We start from the raw sequence: 19,444 nt of genomic DNA, 5'->3' as shown, positions 1-19,444 counted from the left end.
TTCTGCGCTGGGCTACCAGGACTCGAACCTAGAATGACGGTACCAGAAACCGTAGTGTTGCCAATTACACCATAGCCCACCAAAACTCAACCCCCAGAGGGGGTTTTGTTCGGCTTGCGCTTCCCGTTCGGATCTTTCGTTCCGCTCGGGCGGCGCAGGAAGAACATTACCTGAAGGTGTCCGGCGCTCCAAAACGGGTATTGCCCGCCAGCAGGCCGGGCAGCTGATCGAGCCCGCTGATACGGACGAGCTCGGGCCGCCCGCCCCGTCCGCCCCGGTCCAGCCAGATCCCCATCAGCCCCGCGGCGACCGCGCCACTCGCGTCGATGTCCGGCTCGTCCCCTACGTACGCGACCTCCTGCGGCTCCAGCGCCAGCGCCTCGCAGGCGGCGTGGAAGGCGCCGGCTTCGGGCTTGGAGACGCCCAGCTCCACAGCGCACACCACGGCCTCGAACCGGTCCCGCACACCGAGCGTGCGCAGCTTGCGGTCCTGATTGTGGATGCTGGAGTTCGACAGCACCCCGTGCCGGAACCCGTCCGCCAGCACGTCCAGAACGGGCAGCACATCGGGAAAGAGCGACCAGGCGGCCTCGTAATGGGCGGCGTGCCTGCCGAACCAGTCGTCGGCCTCGGTGTCGTCCAGCGCCCGCGAGAGGAACTCCCGGACCCGGTCCCGGCGCTGCCCCTGGAAGTCCGTCTCCCCGCCGGCGAACCGTGCCCAGTGCACATCGGTGATCGCCCGCCACGCAGCGAGGGCCTGCTCGACGGAGTCGTATCCGTCGGGCAGGCCCTCGTGTTCGAGATGCTTGCTCATGCCGACACGGTCGGCGCCCGTGTAGTCGAAGATCGTGTCGTCGATGTCCCAGAGGACCGCGCGGATCGTCATACGGCCCAGCGTATGCGGCTGTGCGACGAGCGTGGCGCGTTCGGGGGCGGCCCCGGAGTGAACCGGTGGCCGCCCCTTCAGTGCGTGACCCGGACGGTTACGCGGCCAGCTTCGCCAGCGCCGCGTCGATGCGGGCCAGGGTCTTCTCGCGGCCCAGGATCTCCAGGGACTCGAAGAGCGGCAGGCCGATCGTGCGGCCGGTGACCGCGACGCGGACCGGGGCCTGGGCCTTGCCGAGCTTCAGGCCGTGCTCCTCGCCGGCGGCGAGGATGGCGTTCTTCAGGGCGTCCGCGTTCCACTCGGCGTCGGCCAGCTTGGCGCGGGCCGTCACCAGCAGGGCGTCGGAGCCCTCCTTCATCGCCTTGGCCCAGGACGCCTCGTCCGTCGCCGGCTCGTCGAGGAAGAGGAAGTCGACGTTGGCCGTGATGTCCGAGAGGACCGTGACACGGGTCTGGGCGTGCGGGGCGATCGCCGCGAACTGCTCCGCGTCGAAGGCCTCCGGGGCCCACGCGGCGAACGGGGCCTTCAGCCAGGGGCCACAGGCCTCGGTGAACGCCTTCACATCCATCTTGCGGATGTGTTCGGCGTTGATGTGCTCGCACTTCTTCAGGTCGAAGCGCGCCGGGTTGGCGTTGACGTCCTTGATGTCGAACGCGGCCACCATCTCCTCGATGGAGAAGATGTCGCGGTCCTCGGCGATGGACCAGCCGAGCAGGGAGAGGTAGTTGAGCAGTCCCTCGGGCAGGAAGCCGCGCTCGCGGTAGAGGTTGAGCGAGGCCTGCGGGTCGCGCTTGGAGAGCTTCTTGTTGCCCTCGCCCATGACGTACGGAAGGTGACCGAACGCGGGGGTGTCCTTGGCGATGCCCAGCTCGATGAGTGCCTTGTAGAGGGCGATCTGGCGCGGGGTGGAGGAGAGCAGGTCCTCGCCGCGCAGGACGTGGGTGATCTCCATCAGCGCGTCGTCGACCGGGTTGACCAGCGTGTAGAGCGGGGCGCCGTTGGCGCGGACGATGCCGTAGTCCGGCACGTTCTCCGGCTGGAAGGTCAGCTCGCCGCGGACCAGGTCGGTGAAAGTGAGCGCCTCGTCGGGCATCCGGAAGCGGACGATGGAGGTGCGGCCCTCGGCCTCGTACGCGGCGGTCTGCTCGGCCGTGAGGTCGCGGCAGTGGCCGTCGTAGCCGGACGGCTTGCCGGCGGCGCGGGCGGCGTCGCGGCGGGTGTCGAGCTCCTCGGTGGTGCAGTAGCAGTGGTACGCGTACCCGCCTGCGAGAAGCTTCTCGGCGACATCCTTGTAGATGTCCATGCGCTGCGACTGGCGGTACGGGGCGTGCGGGCCGCCGACCTCGGGGCCCTCGTCCCAGTCGAAGCCGAGCCAGCGCATCGACTCCAGGAGCTGGTTGTAGGACTCCTCGGAGTCGCGGGCCGCGTCGGTGTCCTCGATGCGGAAGACCAGGGTGCCGCCGTGGTGCCGGGCGAAGGCCCAGTTGAAGAGGGCGGTGCGGACCAGGCCCACGTGGGGGTTGCCGGTCGGGGAGGGGCAGAAACGTACACGTACAGGTGCGTTAGCCACGCTTGATCACCTTGTTGGTGAGAGTGCCGATGCCTTCGATGGTGACGGCGACCTCGTCGCCGACATGGAGGGGTCCGACCCCTGCGGGAGTGCCGGTGAGGATCACATCGCCCGGGAGCAGCGTCATGGCTTCCGTGATGTGGACGACCAGATCCTCGATCGAGCGGATCATGTCGCTCGTACGGCCCAGTTGGCGTTGCTCGCCGTTGACCGTGGCCTGAATGGTCAGGTCGCTGGGGTCGAGGTCGGTCTCCACCCAGGGGCCGAGCGGGCAGGACGTGTCGAAGCCCTTGGCCCGGGCCCACTGCTTCTCGCGCTTCTGGGCATCGCGGGCGGTGACGTCATTGGCGCAGGTGTAGCCGAAGATGACGTCCTTCACGCGCTCACGCGGCACTTCGCGGCACATGCGGCCGATGACCACGGCCAGTTCGGCCTCGTGGTGGAGCTCGTTGGAGAAGGAGGGGTACTCGATGGCGTCGCCGGAGCCGATCACCGAGGTGGTGGGCTTGAAGAAGGCGACGGGGACGTCCGGAACCTCGTTGCCGAGTTCTGCGGCGTGCTCCGCGTAGTTGCGGCCGATGGCCACGACCTTGTTGGGGAGCACGGGCGGCAGGAGGCGGACCTTGCTCAGCGGGACCTTGGTACCGGAGAGCTCGAACTCGGCGTACGGAATGCCCTTGATGATGTCGAGGACGAGACCATCGGGCCCCTCGCCCTCGACGGCGCCGAAGGCGACATTGCCGTCGATGGAGAACCTGGCGATGCGCACGGGATGCTGTCGCCCCTCACTTGCTGGCTGGCTGAAGACTGACGCTCCAGGCTAACGCGGGTGAGGGGGGACAACCGCGCATTACCCGGCTGCTGCGACCGGGGCCGTGACCGGGGCTTCCATGAGGATGGTGCGGCGGGGGTTGGCTGTCTGGGTGGGCAGGTCGACGGCGTGCTCCTGCAGTTCCGGCGTCTGCAGCTCTTCGGCGTCCTTGAGGTGCGCCAGCGTGGTGCGCCGGGGGTTGGCAATGTTGCGGAACATCATCGTCGTCTTCATCTGCCGTTCGGACCCTGTCCGTATGGGCGCCGCCCGGAGGGGCGCCGGTTGTCGGATTTGCCATCCCTGTAAAGCGTCAGGCTAAACATCCAATTCCCTTGGGAAGCCCGGATGAGACGGCGATCATCATGTGAGTTTCCTCACGACGGCGTCGACAATTACCCCATTCCGGGCGGTCGATCACCCCGACAGAAACGGACATTGCGGCACTGAATGAGCCATTCCGCTCCTGATCATGTCGACTGGGACACCCCTCACCCTTCGCCGATTCACCCCTAATCATCCACTTTGCCCGCGAACACGCTCCACGGCTTGTTACTCAGTCATCACAACGCGTCACTCAGGTCACAGCCCGGTACTGGGCCCTTGTTGGAGATCCGGCACTGTGCTGGAATTCCACGCACCGCCGCGGGCTTCAGGCCGGCGCGCAGGGGCGCAATGGAGCGCCGAGTGGCGGCGGGAAGGGGAAGAACGCCGGTCACTCACGACCACCAGGGGGCGGACACATCGCCCCACGACGCCGACACCGTCCCACCCGCGTTCGCGCGGAGGGACGCCTGGTCCAGAGGTTGCGACGCTAGTGCAGGGACGTTTCAAGAGGGATGGCAGCGCTGCGGCGGAACCGGAGCCGCACGGCGGGACCGACCGCGGTTCCTCGCCCCAGCACGCCCAGAACCCCGGACCGGCCGCGGCCGGCGACAGCAGCGACCGTGGCCGGCGCCCCGGTGCCACGGCGAGCAGCGGCACCGATCCGATCACCTCACTCAAGCCCCAGGGGCCCGTCAGCACGGGCTCGCGAGTAGCTCTTCGCAACTGGCGGATCAGCACGCGTCTGGTCTCCCTGCTCGCCCTTCCCGTGGTCGCCGCGACCACGCTGGGCGGACTGCGGATCAACGACTCCATGAACGACATCCAGCAGCTGGATCACATGCAGCTGCTGACCAAGATGACCAAGCAGGCGACCACGCTCGCCCAGGCGCTCCAGGAGGAGCGCGACCGCTCGGCCGGTCCGCTGTCCAACGGGGTGAAGGCCGACGACTTCAAGGTCACCGAGCCCCGCAAGAAGACCGACCGGGCGAAGACGGCGTTCTTCGAGGCGACGGACGCGATCGGCGACCCGTCGGGCGATGAGGCCCTTGAGGGCATCTATTCGAGCGTCCAGCAGATCGCCAGCCAGCTGGTCACGATCCGCGAGATCCGTAAGACGGCGTACGCCAAGGGCAGCCCGAGTCTCCAGACCGTCGACCAGTACAGCCAGCTGATCACCTCGCTGCTGAGCCTCTCGCAGGACATGGCGCAGGCGACCAGCAACTCCGAGATGATCAAGCGGACCCGGGCGCTGGCGGCCTTCTCCTCCGCCAAGGAGTACGCCTCGGTCCAGCGGGCGGTCATCGCCGCGGCGCTGCCCGGCGGCAACGACAAGCAGCCGCACCTCGACCCGAACGACCAGCAGTTCGGCCGCGCCGCGCTGCGCAAGGAAGATTCTGCGCTCCGTTCCTTCAAGGCGGTCTACGCGGCGACCGGCAACAACGCCGAAGAGCTGATCGCCACGCTGGACGAGGGCAACCCGGAGATCAAGGCTGCCGATACCTACGCGACGAAGGTGCTGGACAGCCCCTCGGGCATGGACGGCATGCCGCGGCGTTCCTACCTGGACTGGTACGACCAGAGCTCCACCAAGATCCAGGCGATGAAGACCATCGAGGAGACCCTCCTCAGCGACATGGAGGGCAAGGCCCGCGAGCTGCGCGACGAGTCGAAGCGCGAAGCGATCATCAGCGGTGCGCTCATCCTGCTGGTGCTCGGCGTCTCGCTGGTCGGCGCCTTCGTCGTCGCCCGGTCGATGATCCGCTCGCTGCGGCGGCTGCAGGACACAGCTACGCGCGTCGCCCAGGACCGGCTGCCCGAGCTCGTCAAGCAGCTGTCCGAGACCGACCCGCAGGACGTCGACACCTCGGTCGAGTCGGTCGGTGTGCACTCCCGGGACGAGATCGGCAAGGTGGCCGCGGCCTTCGACGACGTGCACCGCGAGGCCGTCCGTCTCGCCGCCGAGCAGGCCCTCCTGCGGGGCAACGTCAACGCGATGTTCACCAACCTCTCGCGCCGCAGCCAGGGCCTCATCCAGCGTCAGCTCTCGCTCATCTCCGAACTGGAGTCGCGCGAGGCCGACCCGGACCAGCTGTCCTCGCTCTTCAAGCTCGACCACCTCGCGACCCGTATGCGCCGTAACGGCGAGAACCTCCTCGTCCTCGCGGGCGAGGAGCCGGGCCGCCGGTGGACCCGCCCCGTCCCGCTGGTCGACGTGCTCCGTGCCGCCGCCTCCGAGGTGGAGCAGTACGAGCGCATCGAACTGGCCGCGGTGCCCGCCACCGAGGTCGCGGGCCGCGTCGTCAACGACCTCGTGCACCTGCTCGCCGAGCTGCTGGAGAACGCCACGTCGTTCTCCTCGCCGCAGACGAAGGTCCGGGTCACCGGCCACGCGCTGCCCGACGGGCGGGTGCTGGTCGAGATCCACGACACCGGCATCGGCCTCTCCCCCGAGGACCTGGCGGCGATCAACGAGCGGCTCGCATCGCCGCCCACCGTGGACGTCTCGGTCTCCCGCCGCATGGGTCTGTTCGTGGTCGGCCGGCTGTCCCTGCGTCACGGCATCCGGATCCAGCTGCGGCCCTCCGACTCCGGTGGTACGACCGCGCTGGTCATGCTGCCCGTCGATGTCGCGCACGGCGGCAAGCAGCCGCCCTCCAAGCAGGGACCGGGGCAGCAGCCTTCCGCCCCCGGCGGTCTGCTCGGCGGTACGGGCGCGGGCAACGGCTCCCGTCCCGGCCTCGGCGGCGCTCCGTCGGCCCCGGCCGGCCGGCTCGCCGCGGGCCCGGGTGGAGCGCGCGGTCAGGTCGGTGCGGGCTCCGGTCCGCGTGCCGCGCTGCCCTCGCGCGACGGCGGCACCCGCCAGCCGCAGAACCAGCAAGGTCAGCCCGGTCAGCCCGGTCAGCAGAACGCCGGCTTCCAGTCCGCCGGGCTGTCCAGCACCGGTCCGCAGGACAACTCCCGCCAGGAGCCGCAGCGCCAGGGCGGCGGCCTCTCCGGTGCCTTCGGCAACGGTGCCCGGCTCGGTGCCCGCGGCCAGGGCGACGGAACGGGCCGTACGGACTCGGGTCAGCCCGACCTGTTCGGCCAGAACCGCCAGGACCCGAACCGCCAGGACCGCGGCGACCAGCTGGGCCGGTCGAACGGCCCGGCCCCGTGGCAGTCTCCGCAGCCACAGCAGGCCCGGCAGAACCCGGTCGGCCAGGGCGGCTTCCAGCGGCCCGGCGGCCCGGTCGACCCCAGTCGTCAGCTGCCCCCGGTCGGCGGCCCGCGTGCCGAGCTGCCCGGTGGCAACCCTCAGCCGCAGCGCCCGCAGACCACCAGCTGGGGCACCGAGGAGCCGTCCGCGCCGCGGCGTACTCCGCTGGACGCCCCGCGCGGTCACGAGGAGCCCGAGTCCACCGGCCAGTTCCAGCGGCCGATGAGCCCGCCGCTCACCCCGCGGCCGCCCATGGACGACCGGCAGGGCCCCGGCTCCACCGCCGAGTTCGCCCGCCCGGACTTCTCGGGTCCGGCCCCGCAGGCCCACTCTCCGCAGGACCCGGCGAACACCGCGCAGTTCGCCCGCCCCGACTTCGGACAGCCGCAGCCCGCCCGGGCTCAGGACCAGGGCCTGCCGGCACCGCGTCAGCGCGGCCGGGACAACGGGGACTTCGGTGCCCCGCGTCCCCCCGCCGCGCCCAACGGGGACGCGCAGTACCACCCGGTCCTGCCGCCGCAGCCGCAGCCCGAGGCGCTGCCTCCGGCCGGGCCCGGGGACGGTCGTACGCCGCTGTACGACACCCTGGAGACGAACTGGTTCCACGGCCCGCAGCAGGGCGGCCAGCAGCCGCCCGCCGAGCCCCAGGCGCCCGCCTTCCCGCAGCAGCCGGCCCAGGAGCGTCCCGCTCCCGCCGCGCCGCGCCGCGGCGGAGGCGACACGGGCGCCACCACAAGCTCCTGGCGCCCCTCGCCGAACGACGAACTCGTACGGCAGGCGGAGCGGGCCAAGAAGCCCGCGGCAGGCGGAGTCACCACTTCCGGACTGCCTCGCCGGGTACCTCGCGCCAATCTGGTGCCGGGCACCGCCCAGCAGCAGAACCATCAGTCCGGTCCTCAGGTGTCGCGTGCGCCCGATGATGTGCGCGGGCGGTTGACCAATCTCCGCCGGGGCATCCAGCAGGGACGGCAGGCCAACAACGGCCAGTCGACCGGCAGTTTTCCCCTCGGCCCCACTCACCAGCAGGAGCGTTAGTTGAGCCCGATGAGTCAGGCCGCCCAGAATCTGAACTGGTTGATCACCAACTTCGTGGACAACACCCCCGGGGTGTCGCACACGGTGGTGGTCTCCGCCGACGGACTCCTGCTGGCCATGTCCGAAGGTTTCCCGCGCGACCGCGCGGACCAGCTGGCGGCTGTCGCCTCCGGTCTGACCTCGCTGACCGCGGGCGCCTCCCGGATCTTCGAAGGCGGTGCCGTCAGCCAGACCGTGGTGGAGATGGAACGCGGGTTCCTCTTCCTGATGTCCATTTCGGACGGCTCCTCACTGGCCGTTCTCGCCCACCCGGACGCCGACATCGGTCTGGTCGGGTACGAAATGGCCCTCCTGGTCGACCGTGCGGGCACCGTCCTCACCCCGGACCTCCGCGCCGAGCTCCAGGGCAGCCTGCTCCACTAGGCGGCCGTGGATCGATGACAGACTCGATTGCCCCAGGTAACGCCCTCATCCCTCGCCCGTCCGGCCGCTTAGAGCCCCCCACCGGCCCCTTCAGACGGCAAGCCGACACCCTGCTGTCACGCCCGGAGGATTCATGACCCCGCCACCCGCCTCACCCGATCCGTACGGCGCACTGCACCATGCGTCGTACGACGGTGAAGGCGACCAGCCGCTGGTCCGTCCGTATGCCATGACCGGCGGCCGGACCCGGCCTCGCTACCAGCTCGCGATCGAGGCCCTGGTCTCCACCACGGCCGACCCCGCGCATCTGGGGACGCTGCTCCCCGAGCACCAGCGGATCTGCCACCTCTGCCGTGAGGTCAAGTCGGTGGCCGAGGTATCGGCGCTGCTGTCGATGCCGCTCGGTGTGGCCCGGATTCTTGTCGCGGACCTGGCGGAAGCCGGCATGGTGGCCATCCACCAGCCGGGCAATGGAGAGGCCGGCGGCGCGCCGGATGTGACGCTGCTCGAAAGGGTGCTCAGTGGACTTCGCAAGCTCTAGCGGCGGTGCGGCCCGGGCCACCACCTCGGCGAAGATCGTGGTGGCAGGGGGCTTTGGCGTGGGTAAGACCACGTTTGTCGGTGCCGTTTCGGAGATCAACCCGTTGCGTACGGAAGCCGTGATGACGTCCGCGTCCGCGGGCATCGACGACTTGACGCACACCGGCGGCAAGACGACGACGACCGTCGCCATGGACTTCGGCCGCATCACCCTGGACCAGGACCTGATCCTGTACCTCTTCGGTACACCCGGACAGGACCGCTTCTGGTTCATGTGGGACGACCTGGTCCGCGGAGCCATCGGCGCCGTCGTCCTCGTCGACACCCGCCGCCTTTCCGACTGCTTCCCCGCCGTCGACTACTTCGAGAACAGCGGACTGCCCTTCGTCATCGCCCTCAACGGCTTCGACGGACACCAGCCCTACACCCCCGACGAGGTCCGCGAAGCGCTCCAGATCGGACCCGACACCCCGATCATCACGACGGACGCGCGGCACCGTGGGGATGCGAAGAGCGGCCTCATCACGCTCGTGGAGCACGCTCTGATGGCGCGGCTGAAGTAGTCACAAGTCTGTATTGATATACGGTAGTTACCGTAATCAAACGGGGGTGGACTGTGTCCTTTGACACGATCCGCCCCCGTGTTCATAACGTTTCGACAGAGAATTGTCCCGCGGCCAACACCCGATGCATTCAATCGGTACCGCTGTGCTCACATGAGCCCCGCCTTTTGACGGGGCTCGCTCTTTATGCCCGTTTTATCTGAGGCCTGGACCACTCGGAATGGCTCATTCCGACTGTTTGGAACGCGGCCGGTCCCCGTGCTGGAATTCGACGAACTCCCCAGTAGTAGGGCCCTGAACGAAAAACGGCACAACGTAGGTGCCGACGCCGAGAGGTTGTTGGTCGAGTGAGGCGAAGCAACGAGGGCTCCGCGGAGCAGCATGAGCGGGGTAACTTCACCCCGCCGCCGCGCGCCGCGGCGTCGCCTGCTGATGTGTCCGAGGCGGTGACGTCGGGCGGCAGCAGCAGCCGGATGTCCCCGCGCAACTGGCGGGTGCCCACCCGGCTGAACGCGATCCTCCTGATCCCGGTGCTGGTCGGCCTGGTCATGGGCGGCTTCCAGGTGAAGGGGTCGATCGACACCTGGCGAGAGGCGCAGGACGCCGAGAAGACCGCGCTGATCGTGCGCGCGGCCTCCGAATACGGTCAGGCGCTCCTCAATGAACGTGACCTCTCCGCTCAGCCCCTGCTGTCGAACAAGCGTGACGCCGCCGTCATCAGCCAGGTCCGGGCCACCACCGACGCGGCCGCGGCCAAATTCGACACGGCCGTGAAGGGCCTGCCCAAGAAGCAGGGCCTGGAGCGGCGTCTTCAGCTGTTCCGGCTGGAGGAGCCCAAGCTTCCTGAGCTGCGCAAGGCCGCCTACGCCGAGGCCATGGACCCGGTGAAGACGGAAGAGGGCTACATCCAGGTGCAGCACTCCCTGATGGAGTTCTGCAACGAGCTGGGTCTGGGCACCGGCAACATCACCAGCTATGGCCGTACGGTCTACGCGATCGAGCTCGCCAAGGCTGCAGAATCGCTTCAGCGCTCCATCGGTATGCATCTGCTGGTGCGTCCGAGCCAGGAGGGGCCCAAGTTCGACGCCCAGGTCAAGGCCTTCGGCTCGTACAACTACCTGGAGCAGATCGCGCTCGGCGAGTTCGTCTCCGGTGGTACGGAGGACGACGCGGCCCGGCTGAAGCAGGTCATGGCCGCCAAGGCGGCCGACGGTGCGAAGAAGCTGAAGCAGGCGAAGGAGCAGGCCGACGCCGCGGGTGTCCCGTTCGTCGCACCGCCCAGTGTCGACGGCTCCGTCTTCGACGGCATGGCGCAGCAGATCGGGCAGGGCAAGTCGCCGGAGAAGCTGGCAGCGAAGGGCATCACGCCCGAGACCTGGATGGCGGCCGCCACCGCCAAGTTCGACGGCTACACCACGGTCGAAGACGAGCTCGTCGACAAGGCCGTGACCGAGGCCGCGGACATCTCCTCCAGCGCCAAGAACGACGCGATCATCAACGCCGCCGTCGTGATCGTCGCCCTGCTGGCCGCCTTCCTGCTGGCCGGGCTGATGGCCCGGCAGATGAGCCGCTCGATGCGCCAGCTGCGTACGGCCGCCTTCGGGATCGCCGAGCAGCGGCTGCCGATGCTGGTCGACCAGCTCTCCAGGACCGATCCGGGCCGGGTCGACACCCGCGTCCAGCCGATCCCGATCGACAGCCGTGACGAGATCGGTGAGGTCGCCCGCGCCTTCGACCAGGTGCACCGCGAGGCGGTCCGGCTGGCGGCCGAGCAGGCCATGCTGCGGGGCAACGTCAACGCGATCTTCACCAACCTGTCGCGTCGCAACCAGTCGCTGATCGAGGGCCAGCTGACCCTCATCACCGACCTGGAGAACAACGAGGCCGACCCGGACCAGCTGGAGAGCCTCTTCCGGCTGGACCACCTGGCCACCCGTATGCGCCGCAACGGCGAGAACCTCCTCGTCCTCGCCGGCGAGGAACCGGGCCGCCGCTGGAACCAGCCGGTCCCGCTGGTCGACGTGTTGCGGGCCGCCTCCTCCGAGGTGGAGTCGTACGAGCGCATCGAGCTCTCCGGGGTTCCGGAGACCGAGATCCACGGCCAGTCCGTCACCGACCTCGTGCACCTGCTGGCCGAGCTGCTGGAGAACGCCACCACGTTCTCCTCGCCGCAGACCAAGGTGCGGGTCACGGCGACCCGGCTGCCCGACAGCCGCGTGATGATCGAGATCCACGACAAGGGCATCGGTCTCACGGCCGAGGACTTCGCCGACATCAACCACAAGCTGGCCAACCCGCCGACCGTGGACGCCGCGGTGTCCCAGCGGATGGGTCTGTTCGTGGTCGGCCGGCTCGCCGACCGGCACAGCATCCGGGTCCAGCTGCGCCCCTCGGGCGAGCAGGCCGGAACGACTTCGCTGGTCATGCTGCCGGATGCCATCACCCACGGTGGCGGTGGCGAACCGGCCGCCGCGCAGGACGACTTCACCGTCTCCTCGATCATTCCGCAGCAGCAGTCCTTCGAGCAGCTGCCGCAGCAGCCCCAGATGCGCACGGCGGCGGAGCTCGGCTTCGACGACTCGCGCTACGAGCAGCCGTCGGCGGACGCCGCGCAGCTGGACCCGGTGGGCCGCTCGCTGATGCGTGAGGAGCGCCGGGCCGCGCTGGAGGCGCAGACGACGGCCGGCGAGCGCGCGCAGTTCCCGCAGGAGCATTACGCCGAGAACGAGTACGCCGGGAACCAGCCCGCCGACAACGGGTACCCCGAGAGCGAGTACGCCGACAACGGGTACGCCCAGGAGCCGCAGCAGGGCCTGCAGCAGGAGCAGTACGGGCAGGCTTCGTACGAGGGCGGCTACGACCCCTACCGCGGTGACGCAGGCTTTGCCGAGCAGCCCGACCACGCTCATCAGGGCGGCTATACGGAGGCTGCATATGCGGCCGGTGCGGTCCCGCAGCCGTCGTACGAGGAGCAGTTCGCTCCCCAGTCCCACCAGGGCGAGTGGGCGGATCAGAGCGCCTACCAGGGCGCGTACGGGCCTCCGGCAGAGGTCGAAGCGGAATCTGCCCCGAGCGCCCCCGCCGAGCCGCAGGAACACGTAGGCTTCGACCGTCCGGAGCCCACCCCGAACTCCGGCCCCGAGCTGACCGAAGCCGGTCTGCCGCGCCGGGGCGGTCAGCAGCACTGGCAGCCCACCGGCCGCGGGAACAACCGGCCCGCCGCCGCGCAGCAACAGCAGCAGGAACAGCCGCAGCGGCAGTCGCCCGCGCAGCAGGACGGGAACGGCCCCGACGACTGGCGCTCGACGAACGACGAGCGCTGGGAGCGGGCCGAGAAGCTCCGGGATCCGAAGGCGGGCGGGGTCACCCCGTCCGGACTTCCCCGGCGGGTGCCCAAGGCCAATCTGGTCGAGGGCACGGCGGAGCAGACCCTGCAGGACGGCCCCCAGGTCTCCCGCGCCCCTGAGGACGTCCGCGGCAGGTTGAGCAACCTGCGGCGGGGCGTGCTGCGGGGACGTAACGCGGGTTCGGACACAAGTAATACCTACAACCAGGAGCGTTAGTGTGAGCCCGATGAGCCAGGCGGCGCAGAATCTGAACTGGTTGATCACCAACTTCGTGGACAACACCCCCGGGGTGTCGCACACGGTGGTGGTCTCCGCCGACGGACTCCTGCTGGCCATGTCCGAAGGATTTCCGCGCGACCGCGCGGACCAGCTGGCGGCTGTCGCCTCCGGTCTGACCTCGCTGACCGCGGGCGCCTCGCGGATCTTCGAGGGAGGCGCCGTGAATCAGACAGTTGTGGAGATGGAGCGCGGATTCCTCTTCATCATGTCCATCTCCGACGGATCTTCACTGGCCGTTCTCGCACATCCAGACGCTGATATCGGTCTGGTTGGGTACGAAATGGCCCTTCTTGTCGACCGCGCGGGCACCGTCCTCACCCCGGACCTCCGCGCCGAACTTCAGGGAAGTCTCCTTAACTAGTAGACAGACAGTGCGTTTCGCGCCACCGAGCCATAAAGTGCGGTGGCGCGGACCCACTGGAATCGGGACCGGCAGGCGGAGGAGGAATCGTGGCAACACCCCCAGGCGGACACCGGTACGACGGTGGCCGGAACGTGCCGGGTGAGCACGGGGACAATCGTTTCAATTTCCCCTCCACACCCGGCAGACAGGGCGCGCAGCAGCCGTATCAGCCCTTTTCGCAGCCTCAGCAGCCGCCGCAGGGCGCCCAGCAGGGGTCCGGGTGGCCGCCGCAGCGGCCGCACCGCTACGACGCGCCCCAGCCGCCCCGTATTCAGCCCGTACAGCCACGGAAGGCCCCCGAGCCGGCTGTACCGGCCGCGCACAATCCGCTGGTCCGTCCGTACGCCATGACCGGCGGCCGGACCCGACCGCGCTACCAACTCGCCATTGAGGCGTTGGTCAGTACCACGGCCGATCCGTCCCGGCTGCAAGGGCAGTTGCCCGAGCACCAGCGGATCTGCCGGCTGTGCATCGAGATCAAGTCGGTCGCCGAGATTTCGGCACTGCTCTCGATCCCGCTCGGCGTTGCCCGGATCCTCGTAGCCGACCTGGCAGAGGCCGGACTCGTCGCTATCCATCAGCCCGGCGGCGACGAGTCCGCCGGCGGCCAGCCAGATGTGACACTGCTCGAAAGGGTGCTCAGTGGACTTCGCAAGCTCTAGCGGCGGAGCAGCCCGCTCCACTACCTCCGCGAAGATCGTGGTGGCAGGGGGCTTCGGCGTGGGTAAGACCACGTTCGTCGGTGCCGTTTCGGAGATCAATCCGCTGCGCACCGAAGCCGTGATGACGTCCGCGTCCGCGGGCATCGACGATCTGACGCACACCGGGGACAAGACCACCACGACGGTGGCGATGGACTTCGGCCGCATCACCCTGGACCAGGACCTGATCCTGTACCTCTTCGGTACACCCGGACAGGACCGCTTCTGGTTCATGTGGGACGACCTGGTCCGCGGAGCCATCGGCGCCGTCGTCCTCGTCGACACCCGCCGCCTCGCCGACTGCTTCCCCGCCGTCGACTACTTCGAGAACAGCGGGCTCCCCTTCGTCATCGCCCTCAACGGCTTCGACGGACACCAGCCCTACACCCCCGACGAGGTCCGCGAAGCGCTCCAGATCGGGCCGGACACGCCGATTCTCACGACGGACGCGCGGCACCGTGCGGACGCGAAGAGTGCGCTGATCACGCTTGTGGAGCATGCGCTGATGGCGCGGTTGCGGTAGGGGTTCGCCGGTCGTCCGGCAGCCGTATTGTCCTCAGTCTCCCCCATAGCCTCAAGGGCATGGGGGAGCCCCTCGACGGGCTTGATTTCACGCCCGTCCGGGCAATCGAGGACAGAGCGTGGCCGAAGACCATGCAATGCGTGAGGCCCCGCACTCCCGGAGGAGTGCGGGGCCTCACGTGTGAGAGCGTCTGTCAGCCCTGCCAGGAGTGCGGGGCCTCACGTGTGAGAGCGTCTGTCAGCCCTGCCAGGAGTGCGGGGCGCGGAAGCCCGGGGTGCGTTCCAGGCGGCGCCATCCTGCGGTGCTGCGGCCGCGGTGGGCGGGGGTCGCTGCGGGCTGGGCGGCGGCGCGGGCGAGCAGGACCGCGGTTATGGCGGCCAGCTCTTCGGGGTCGGCAAGACCCTTCTCGACACGCAGCACGGACTCGGCGGCAGTGCTCATGGGCGGTTTCTCCGTCTTCTCGGCAGGTCTTCGCGGGCTCGGCAGGGTCGCTGCGGGGACCGCGGACTACTGCGGGGGGTTGCCGTGCTTGCGGGACGGCAGGTCGGCGTGCTTGGAGCGGAGCATGGCGAGCGAGGCGATCAGCACCTCGCGGGTCTCGGCAGGGTCGATGACGTCGTCGACCAGGCCGCGCTCGGCGGCGTAGTACGGGTGCATCAGTTCGGCCTTGTACTCCTTGACCATGCGGGTCCGCATGGCTTCCGGGTCCTCGGCGTCGGCGATCTGCCGACGGAAGATGACGTTGGCGGCACCTTCGGCGCCCATCACCGCGATCTCGTTGGTCGGCCAGGCGTACGTCAGATCCGCACCGATGGACTGGCTGTCCATCACGATGTACGCACCGCCGTAGGCCTTGCGCAGGATCAGCGAGATCCTCGGCACAGTGGCGTTGCAGTACGCGTAGAGCAGCTTCGCACCGTGCCGAATGATTCCACCGTGCTCCTGATCCACCCCGGGGAGAAAGCCGGGTACGTCCAAAAGAGTGATGATGGGAATGTTGAATGCATCACACATCTGGACGAATCGGGCCGCCTTCTCCGACGCCTCGATGTCCAGGACACCGGCGAGGGACTGCGGCTGGTTGGCGACGATGCCGACGACCTGGCCATCCAGACGGGCCAGGGCGCAGATGATGTTGCGGGCCCAGCGCTCGTGGATCTCCAGGTAGTCGCCGTCGTCGACGAGCTCCTCGATGACCTTGTGCATGTCGTACGGGCGGTTGCCGTCGGCCGGCACCAGGTCCAGCAGGACGTCGCCGCGCCGGTCGGCCGGGTCGTCGCTCGCCACGGTGGGCGGGTTCTCGCGGTTGTTGGACGGCAGCATCCCGATGAGGTAGCGGACCTCGGCGATGCAGGTCTCCTCGTCGTCGTACGCGAAGTGCGCGACGCCCGAGGTCTCGGCGTGCACATCGGCGCCGCCGAGGCCGTTCTGGCTGATCTCCTCACCGGTGACCGCCTTCACGACGTCCGGTCCGGTGATGAACATCTGGGAGGTCTCGCGGACCATGAAAACGAAGTCGGTGAGCGCCGGGGAGTAGGCCGCGCCGCCCGCGCACGGGCCGAGCATCACGCTGATCTGCGGGATGACACCGGAGGCCCGGGTGTTGCGCTGGAAGATCCCGCCGTATCCGGCGAGCGCGCTGACGCCCTCCTGGATACGGGCGCCCGCGCCGTCGTTCAGCGAGACGAGCGGGGCACCGGCCGAGATGGCCATGTCCATGATCTTGTGGATCTTGGTGGCGTGGGCCTCGCCCAGCGCGCCGCCGAAGATCCGGAAGTCGTGTGCGTAGACGAAGACCGTGCGGCCGTCGACCGTGCCCCAGCCGGTGATGACACCGTCGGTGTACGGCTTCTTCTGCTCCAGGCCGAAACCGGTCGCCCGGTGCCGGCGAAGCTGCTCGACCTCCTTGAACGAACCCGGATCGACCAGCAGCTCGATGCGCTCACGCGCCGTCAGCTTGCCCTTGGCGTGCTGCGCCTCGGTCGCCCGGTCACTCGGTCCGCGCCGGGCCTGCTCGCGCAGTGCCAGCAGTTCGGCCACACGGCCACGGGTGTCACTCGGCTCGCCCGGGGTTTCGTCCACAACGGTCATGTACCGACCCTACGAAGCCGGGCAAGTAAATCCTGCCGTCGACTCCGTACAGTCTCCTGACCTGTTTCCTGGCGGAGCCTTACAGAAGCTTGGGGGCATGCAGGCGAAGTACCAGCCCGTACGGGTCCGACTTTGTGCGGGTCCGACAAAGGGACACTGTGGTCTGCCGCACACCCATGTCAGCCTCGGAGTGTGGTCCGGTCGGGGGTCCTGGAGCTTCCGGACACCATCCCGGCCGGTTCTGCACCGGTCCCGCACCGGTCACCGGGGCGGGACGCACGGCGGAGTTCCGCGAGAATATCCCGGCCCTGCGTCCCCACTCCTCCTGGGCCCCGGCGTCTACCGGACGTCACACCGCAGGGTGCCTCCCGCCGTTCCCGGTTCGACCCTCAGCACGAGGCGCCGGCCGATGGCGCGCACCTCGATCCCCGGGTCCGCCGAGACGACCTCCCGTACCGGCCGCTCCCAGACCACGTCCACCCGCCCGCCGGTCCGGTCCGGCCCGCTGACGCACACCGTCGTCGAACGCCGACCCTCCCGTACGAGCACGCTCGCCGCGGCCGTGACGGTGAGCGGACCGGCCGCGCCGGGCTGCCAGAAGTTGGCGGCGGTCAGCCCCAGCGAGCGGACGGCGACCGCCTGCACGGCGGCGGTGTTGGCGAGCACGGTCAGCCATCCCTGGTCGGCCGCGCGCGCGGCGACGGTACGGCGGGAGGCGCCGGGCATCAGCAGGTAGACGTACCCGGCGTCGACCGGGTCGGTGCCGTGGTCGAGCCAGAGGGTCTGGTAGCGGCGGGTCCGGCGCTCGGTGGAGCTGGTGGTGTTGATGTCGGACCAGGCGCCGGTGCGGTCCTCGCGCAGGGTGCGCAGGCCGGCGCCGCCGGGGAAGACCCAGCCGCCGTGACCCGTGAGGTGGGCCCAGCGGGGGCTTGTGCGGTCGTCGACGGTGAGGGGGTCCGTGCCGTTCTCGCCGAGCATGCGGTTGTCGACGATCGTCTCGACGGGAACCTTGTCGGTGCTGGTGATGCCGGCGCCGAGGCAGATGACCGTATCGGCGACGCAGAACCATGACTTGCGGGCGTCCAGGGTCGAGCCGAGGCCCTTGAGGTGCTGGCCCACCGCGCCGAATTCGCCGTCCGTGGCGCCGCCGACCCATTTCACCGCGGGCTTGGGTGCGCCCCATTCGCCACCCGCCCTGTCGGCGAGCCGTTTGGTGGACACGGTTGTGCCGGGCAGGCGGTAGAAGTCGACGGTCGGCCAGAACCAGTCGGTGTACTGGTCGTTCTCCTTCTCGCCCGGCCACCAGTAGAGCATTCCGGCGCCGGTGTGCCAGCCGCGCGGATTCTCGCCGTTGCCGCACTCGTAGTGCGAGATCCGCTCCGAGGCCATGGAGATGCCCACGGCCCAGTCCGGACGCCGGTGCACGGCGCGGGCCATCTCGGCGAAGAGGTGGTGGCCCACCCGCTCGGGTGCGGCCGGCACGGCGGCGGCCTGGACGGCGTGCAGCCGGGCAAGGTCCGCGATGCCGAACTGGCGGGCGGTGAGGATCGGGCCGGTGCGGTCGCGGGCGATCCAGCCCTTGATCATGCCGTGCCACCGGTCGCGCTCGGCCGCCGAAGCACCCGCGGCGAGGAGGGCGATCCCGGCGATGACGCCCCGCCCGTGGAAGTGGTCGCTGCGCATCACCTGAAGATCGTCGTTCTTCAGGTAACCGCGGCTGATGGCACGGCCGTTGACGCTGTCCATGACCAGGCCGTTGTAGATCAGCGGCGCATACGCGCGCTCGACGCTGTCCAGGATGATCTGCCGGTTCGGGTCGGTGACGGCCCAGGTCGACCCGGCGAGCAGTGCGAAGAGGCGGCCGAGGCCGTCGAGCATCACCTGGCCGTAGGTGCCGGAGTAGGCGATGGTGGTGTGCTGGATGAACGACCCGTCCGCGTACAGACCGTCTCCCCCGGTGACGTACGGGAAGACGGGTGACAGTGCGTCCCTGGCCAGTGCGACCTTCGCGGGCGCCCGGCCGAGGACGCCGCGCAGGGCGACGGAGCGGCACAGGTCGACGCGGTTGGCGCCGGTGGACGTGCCGCTGTAGTCACGGAGCACGGCGTCGGGGATGAAGTGGTCGACGGCGGCGCAGGCGGCCTCGACGCGGGCCGCGCCCAGCTGCTCGTACAGGACGGACGTGATGTCCATGAGGATGCGCGGGCTGCCGATCTGCCACTCCCACCAGTTGCCGTAGGGCGTGACGGAGGCGTGGTAGGCGGTCGCCGCGAGGTGGTCGTAGCCGCGGATGATGTCGGCGAGGAGGGCGGCGTCGCCGGTCGACCCGGTGCCGGGCTGGGCATACGCCTGGGTCATCGTCCACAGGCGGCTGTATCCCTGGGTGATACCGGACGGCGGGTTGTACGTGATGCCGGGCCACAGCGAGTCGGCGGCCGGACTCATCGTGGAACGGAACCCCCTGGCGAGTGTGCCGATTTCGGCGAGGCGGGAGGCGTACGGTTCGGCGGCCGCGTCGAAGCCGGCGCCGAGCGCGATCCCGGCCCAGCGCAGGCGGAGGGTGTCGAACTCGTCGGCCTCGGCGGCGGCCGCGGCCGTCGCGGAACCGGGGAGGGAGATCGCCAGGGCGGTGGCGGCCGAGAGGGTGAGCAGAGTGCGGCGCGGCCATACGGGCGGGTTCGGCATGTGCGGCTCCGGTTCGTCGGGGGGAAGGCCATCGCATACAGGTGCGGGACGGGTGCCCGCCATGCGC

Annotated in this window: 15 protein-coding genes and 1 tRNA gene; 8 read left to right on the top strand and 8 right to left on the bottom strand. The window is 69.4% G+C overall.

From position 1 onward, the window contains the following. Positions 1-7 precede the first annotated feature (7 nt). From ACGFU7_RS20065 to ACGFU7_RS20045, 5 genes are all read right to left on the bottom strand, one after another. Positions 8-79 (bottom strand) — tRNA-Gln (locus tag ACGFU7_RS20065). An 87-nt stretch (positions 80-166) separates the two neighbouring features. Next, complete coding sequence (locus tag ACGFU7_RS20060) at positions 167-886, bottom strand: HAD family hydrolase (RefSeq protein WP_393697351.1); 720 nt, start codon at positions 884-886, stop codon at positions 167-169. A 97-nt stretch (positions 887-983) separates the two neighbouring features. Next, positions 984-2,456, bottom strand: a complete 1,473-nt coding sequence (gene gltX / locus ACGFU7_RS20055) for a glutamate--tRNA ligase (protein ID WP_393697350.1) — start codon at positions 2,454-2,456, stop codon at positions 984-986. After that, entirely contained in the window at positions 2,449-3,225 is a 777-nt protein-coding gene (locus ACGFU7_RS20050) for a fumarylacetoacetate hydrolase family protein (RefSeq protein ID WP_114246867.1), read from the bottom strand. The genes gltX and ACGFU7_RS20050 overlap by 8 nt, the downstream gene beginning before the upstream one ends. Positions 3,226-3,306: 81 nt before the next feature. After that, on the bottom strand, positions 3,307-3,501 hold the full coding sequence (locus tag ACGFU7_RS20045) for a hypothetical protein (RefSeq protein ID WP_393697349.1): 195 nt from the start codon (positions 3,499-3,501) through the stop codon (positions 3,307-3,309). A gap of 580 nt (positions 3,502-4,081) precedes the next feature. Between ACGFU7_RS20045 and ACGFU7_RS20040 the strand changes: the two genes are divergently transcribed. From ACGFU7_RS20040 to ACGFU7_RS20005, 8 genes are all read left to right on the top strand, one after another. Beyond that, positions 4,082-7,822, top strand: a complete 3,741-nt coding sequence (locus ACGFU7_RS20040) for a nitrate- and nitrite sensing domain-containing protein (RefSeq protein WP_393697348.1) — start codon at positions 4,082-4,084, stop codon at positions 7,820-7,822. Then, positions 7,823-8,245, top strand: coding sequence for a roadblock/LC7 domain-containing protein (locus ACGFU7_RS20035; protein ID WP_003966009.1), 423 nt, complete (start codon positions 7,823-7,825; stop codon positions 8,243-8,245). 133 nt (positions 8,246-8,378) lie between these two features. Continuing rightward, positions 8,379-8,786, top strand: a complete 408-nt coding sequence (locus ACGFU7_RS20030; protein ID WP_003966010.1) for a DUF742 domain-containing protein — start codon at positions 8,379-8,381, stop codon at positions 8,784-8,786. After that, the gene (locus ACGFU7_RS20025; protein WP_393697347.1) at positions 8,767-9,348 is read left to right on the top strand and encodes an ATP/GTP-binding protein; all 582 of its coding nucleotides are present in this window, start codon (positions 8,767-8,769) and stop codon (positions 9,346-9,348) included. The genes ACGFU7_RS20030 and ACGFU7_RS20025 overlap by 20 nt, the downstream gene beginning before the upstream one ends. Before the next feature lie 347 nt (positions 9,349-9,695). After that, the gene (locus ACGFU7_RS20020) at positions 9,696-12,911 is read left to right on the top strand and encodes a nitrate- and nitrite sensing domain-containing protein (protein WP_393697346.1); all 3,216 of its coding nucleotides are present in this window, start codon (positions 9,696-9,698) and stop codon (positions 12,909-12,911) included. Positions 12,912-12,921: 10 nt separating this feature from the next. Beyond that, positions 12,922-13,335 carry a roadblock/LC7 domain-containing protein gene (locus ACGFU7_RS20015; protein WP_030980891.1) on the top strand — a complete coding sequence of 138 codons (414 nt, stop codon included), beginning with the start codon at positions 12,922-12,924 and terminating at the stop codon, positions 13,333-13,335. Positions 13,336-13,424: 89 nt separating this feature from the next. Beyond that, positions 13,425-14,039 carry a DUF742 domain-containing protein gene (locus ACGFU7_RS20010; RefSeq protein ID WP_393697345.1) on the top strand — a complete coding sequence of 205 codons (615 nt, stop codon included), beginning with the start codon at positions 13,425-13,427 and terminating at the stop codon, positions 14,037-14,039. Then, the gene (locus tag ACGFU7_RS20005) at positions 14,020-14,601 is read left to right on the top strand and encodes an ATP/GTP-binding protein (protein WP_014048542.1); all 582 of its coding nucleotides are present in this window, start codon (positions 14,020-14,022) and stop codon (positions 14,599-14,601) included. The genes ACGFU7_RS20010 and ACGFU7_RS20005 overlap by 20 nt, the downstream gene beginning before the upstream one ends. Positions 14,602-14,838: 237 nt before the next feature. Here ACGFU7_RS20005 and ACGFU7_RS20000 read toward each other — a convergent pair whose 3' ends face one another. The 3 genes from ACGFU7_RS20000 to ACGFU7_RS19990 form a co-directional block, all read right to left on the bottom strand. After that, the gene (locus ACGFU7_RS20000) at positions 14,839-15,042 is read right to left on the bottom strand and encodes an acyl-CoA carboxylase subunit epsilon (RefSeq protein ID WP_093897832.1); all 204 of its coding nucleotides are present in this window, start codon (positions 15,040-15,042) and stop codon (positions 14,839-14,841) included. Positions 15,043-15,108: 66 nt separating this feature from the next. After that, positions 15,109-16,692 carry an acyl-CoA carboxylase subunit beta gene (locus ACGFU7_RS19995; protein WP_114246860.1) on the bottom strand — a complete coding sequence of 528 codons (1,584 nt, stop codon included), beginning with the start codon at positions 16,690-16,692 and terminating at the stop codon, positions 15,109-15,111. Positions 16,693-17,031: 339 nt separating this feature from the next. Next, a complete protein-coding gene (locus ACGFU7_RS19990; protein ID WP_393697344.1) occupies positions 17,032-19,377 on the bottom strand; it encodes a polysaccharide lyase 8 family protein in 2,346 nt (781 codons plus the stop codon). Positions 19,378-19,444: the final 67 nt, after the last annotated feature.

The organism is Streptomyces sp. NPDC048473 (assembly GCF_043200155.1).
Taxonomy (GTDB): domain Bacteria; phylum Actinomycetota; class Actinomycetes; order Streptomycetales; family Streptomycetaceae; genus Streptomyces.
The sequence above is the reverse complement of the archived record's forward strand: the minus strand, read 5'-3'. Positions and strand labels throughout refer to the sequence as shown.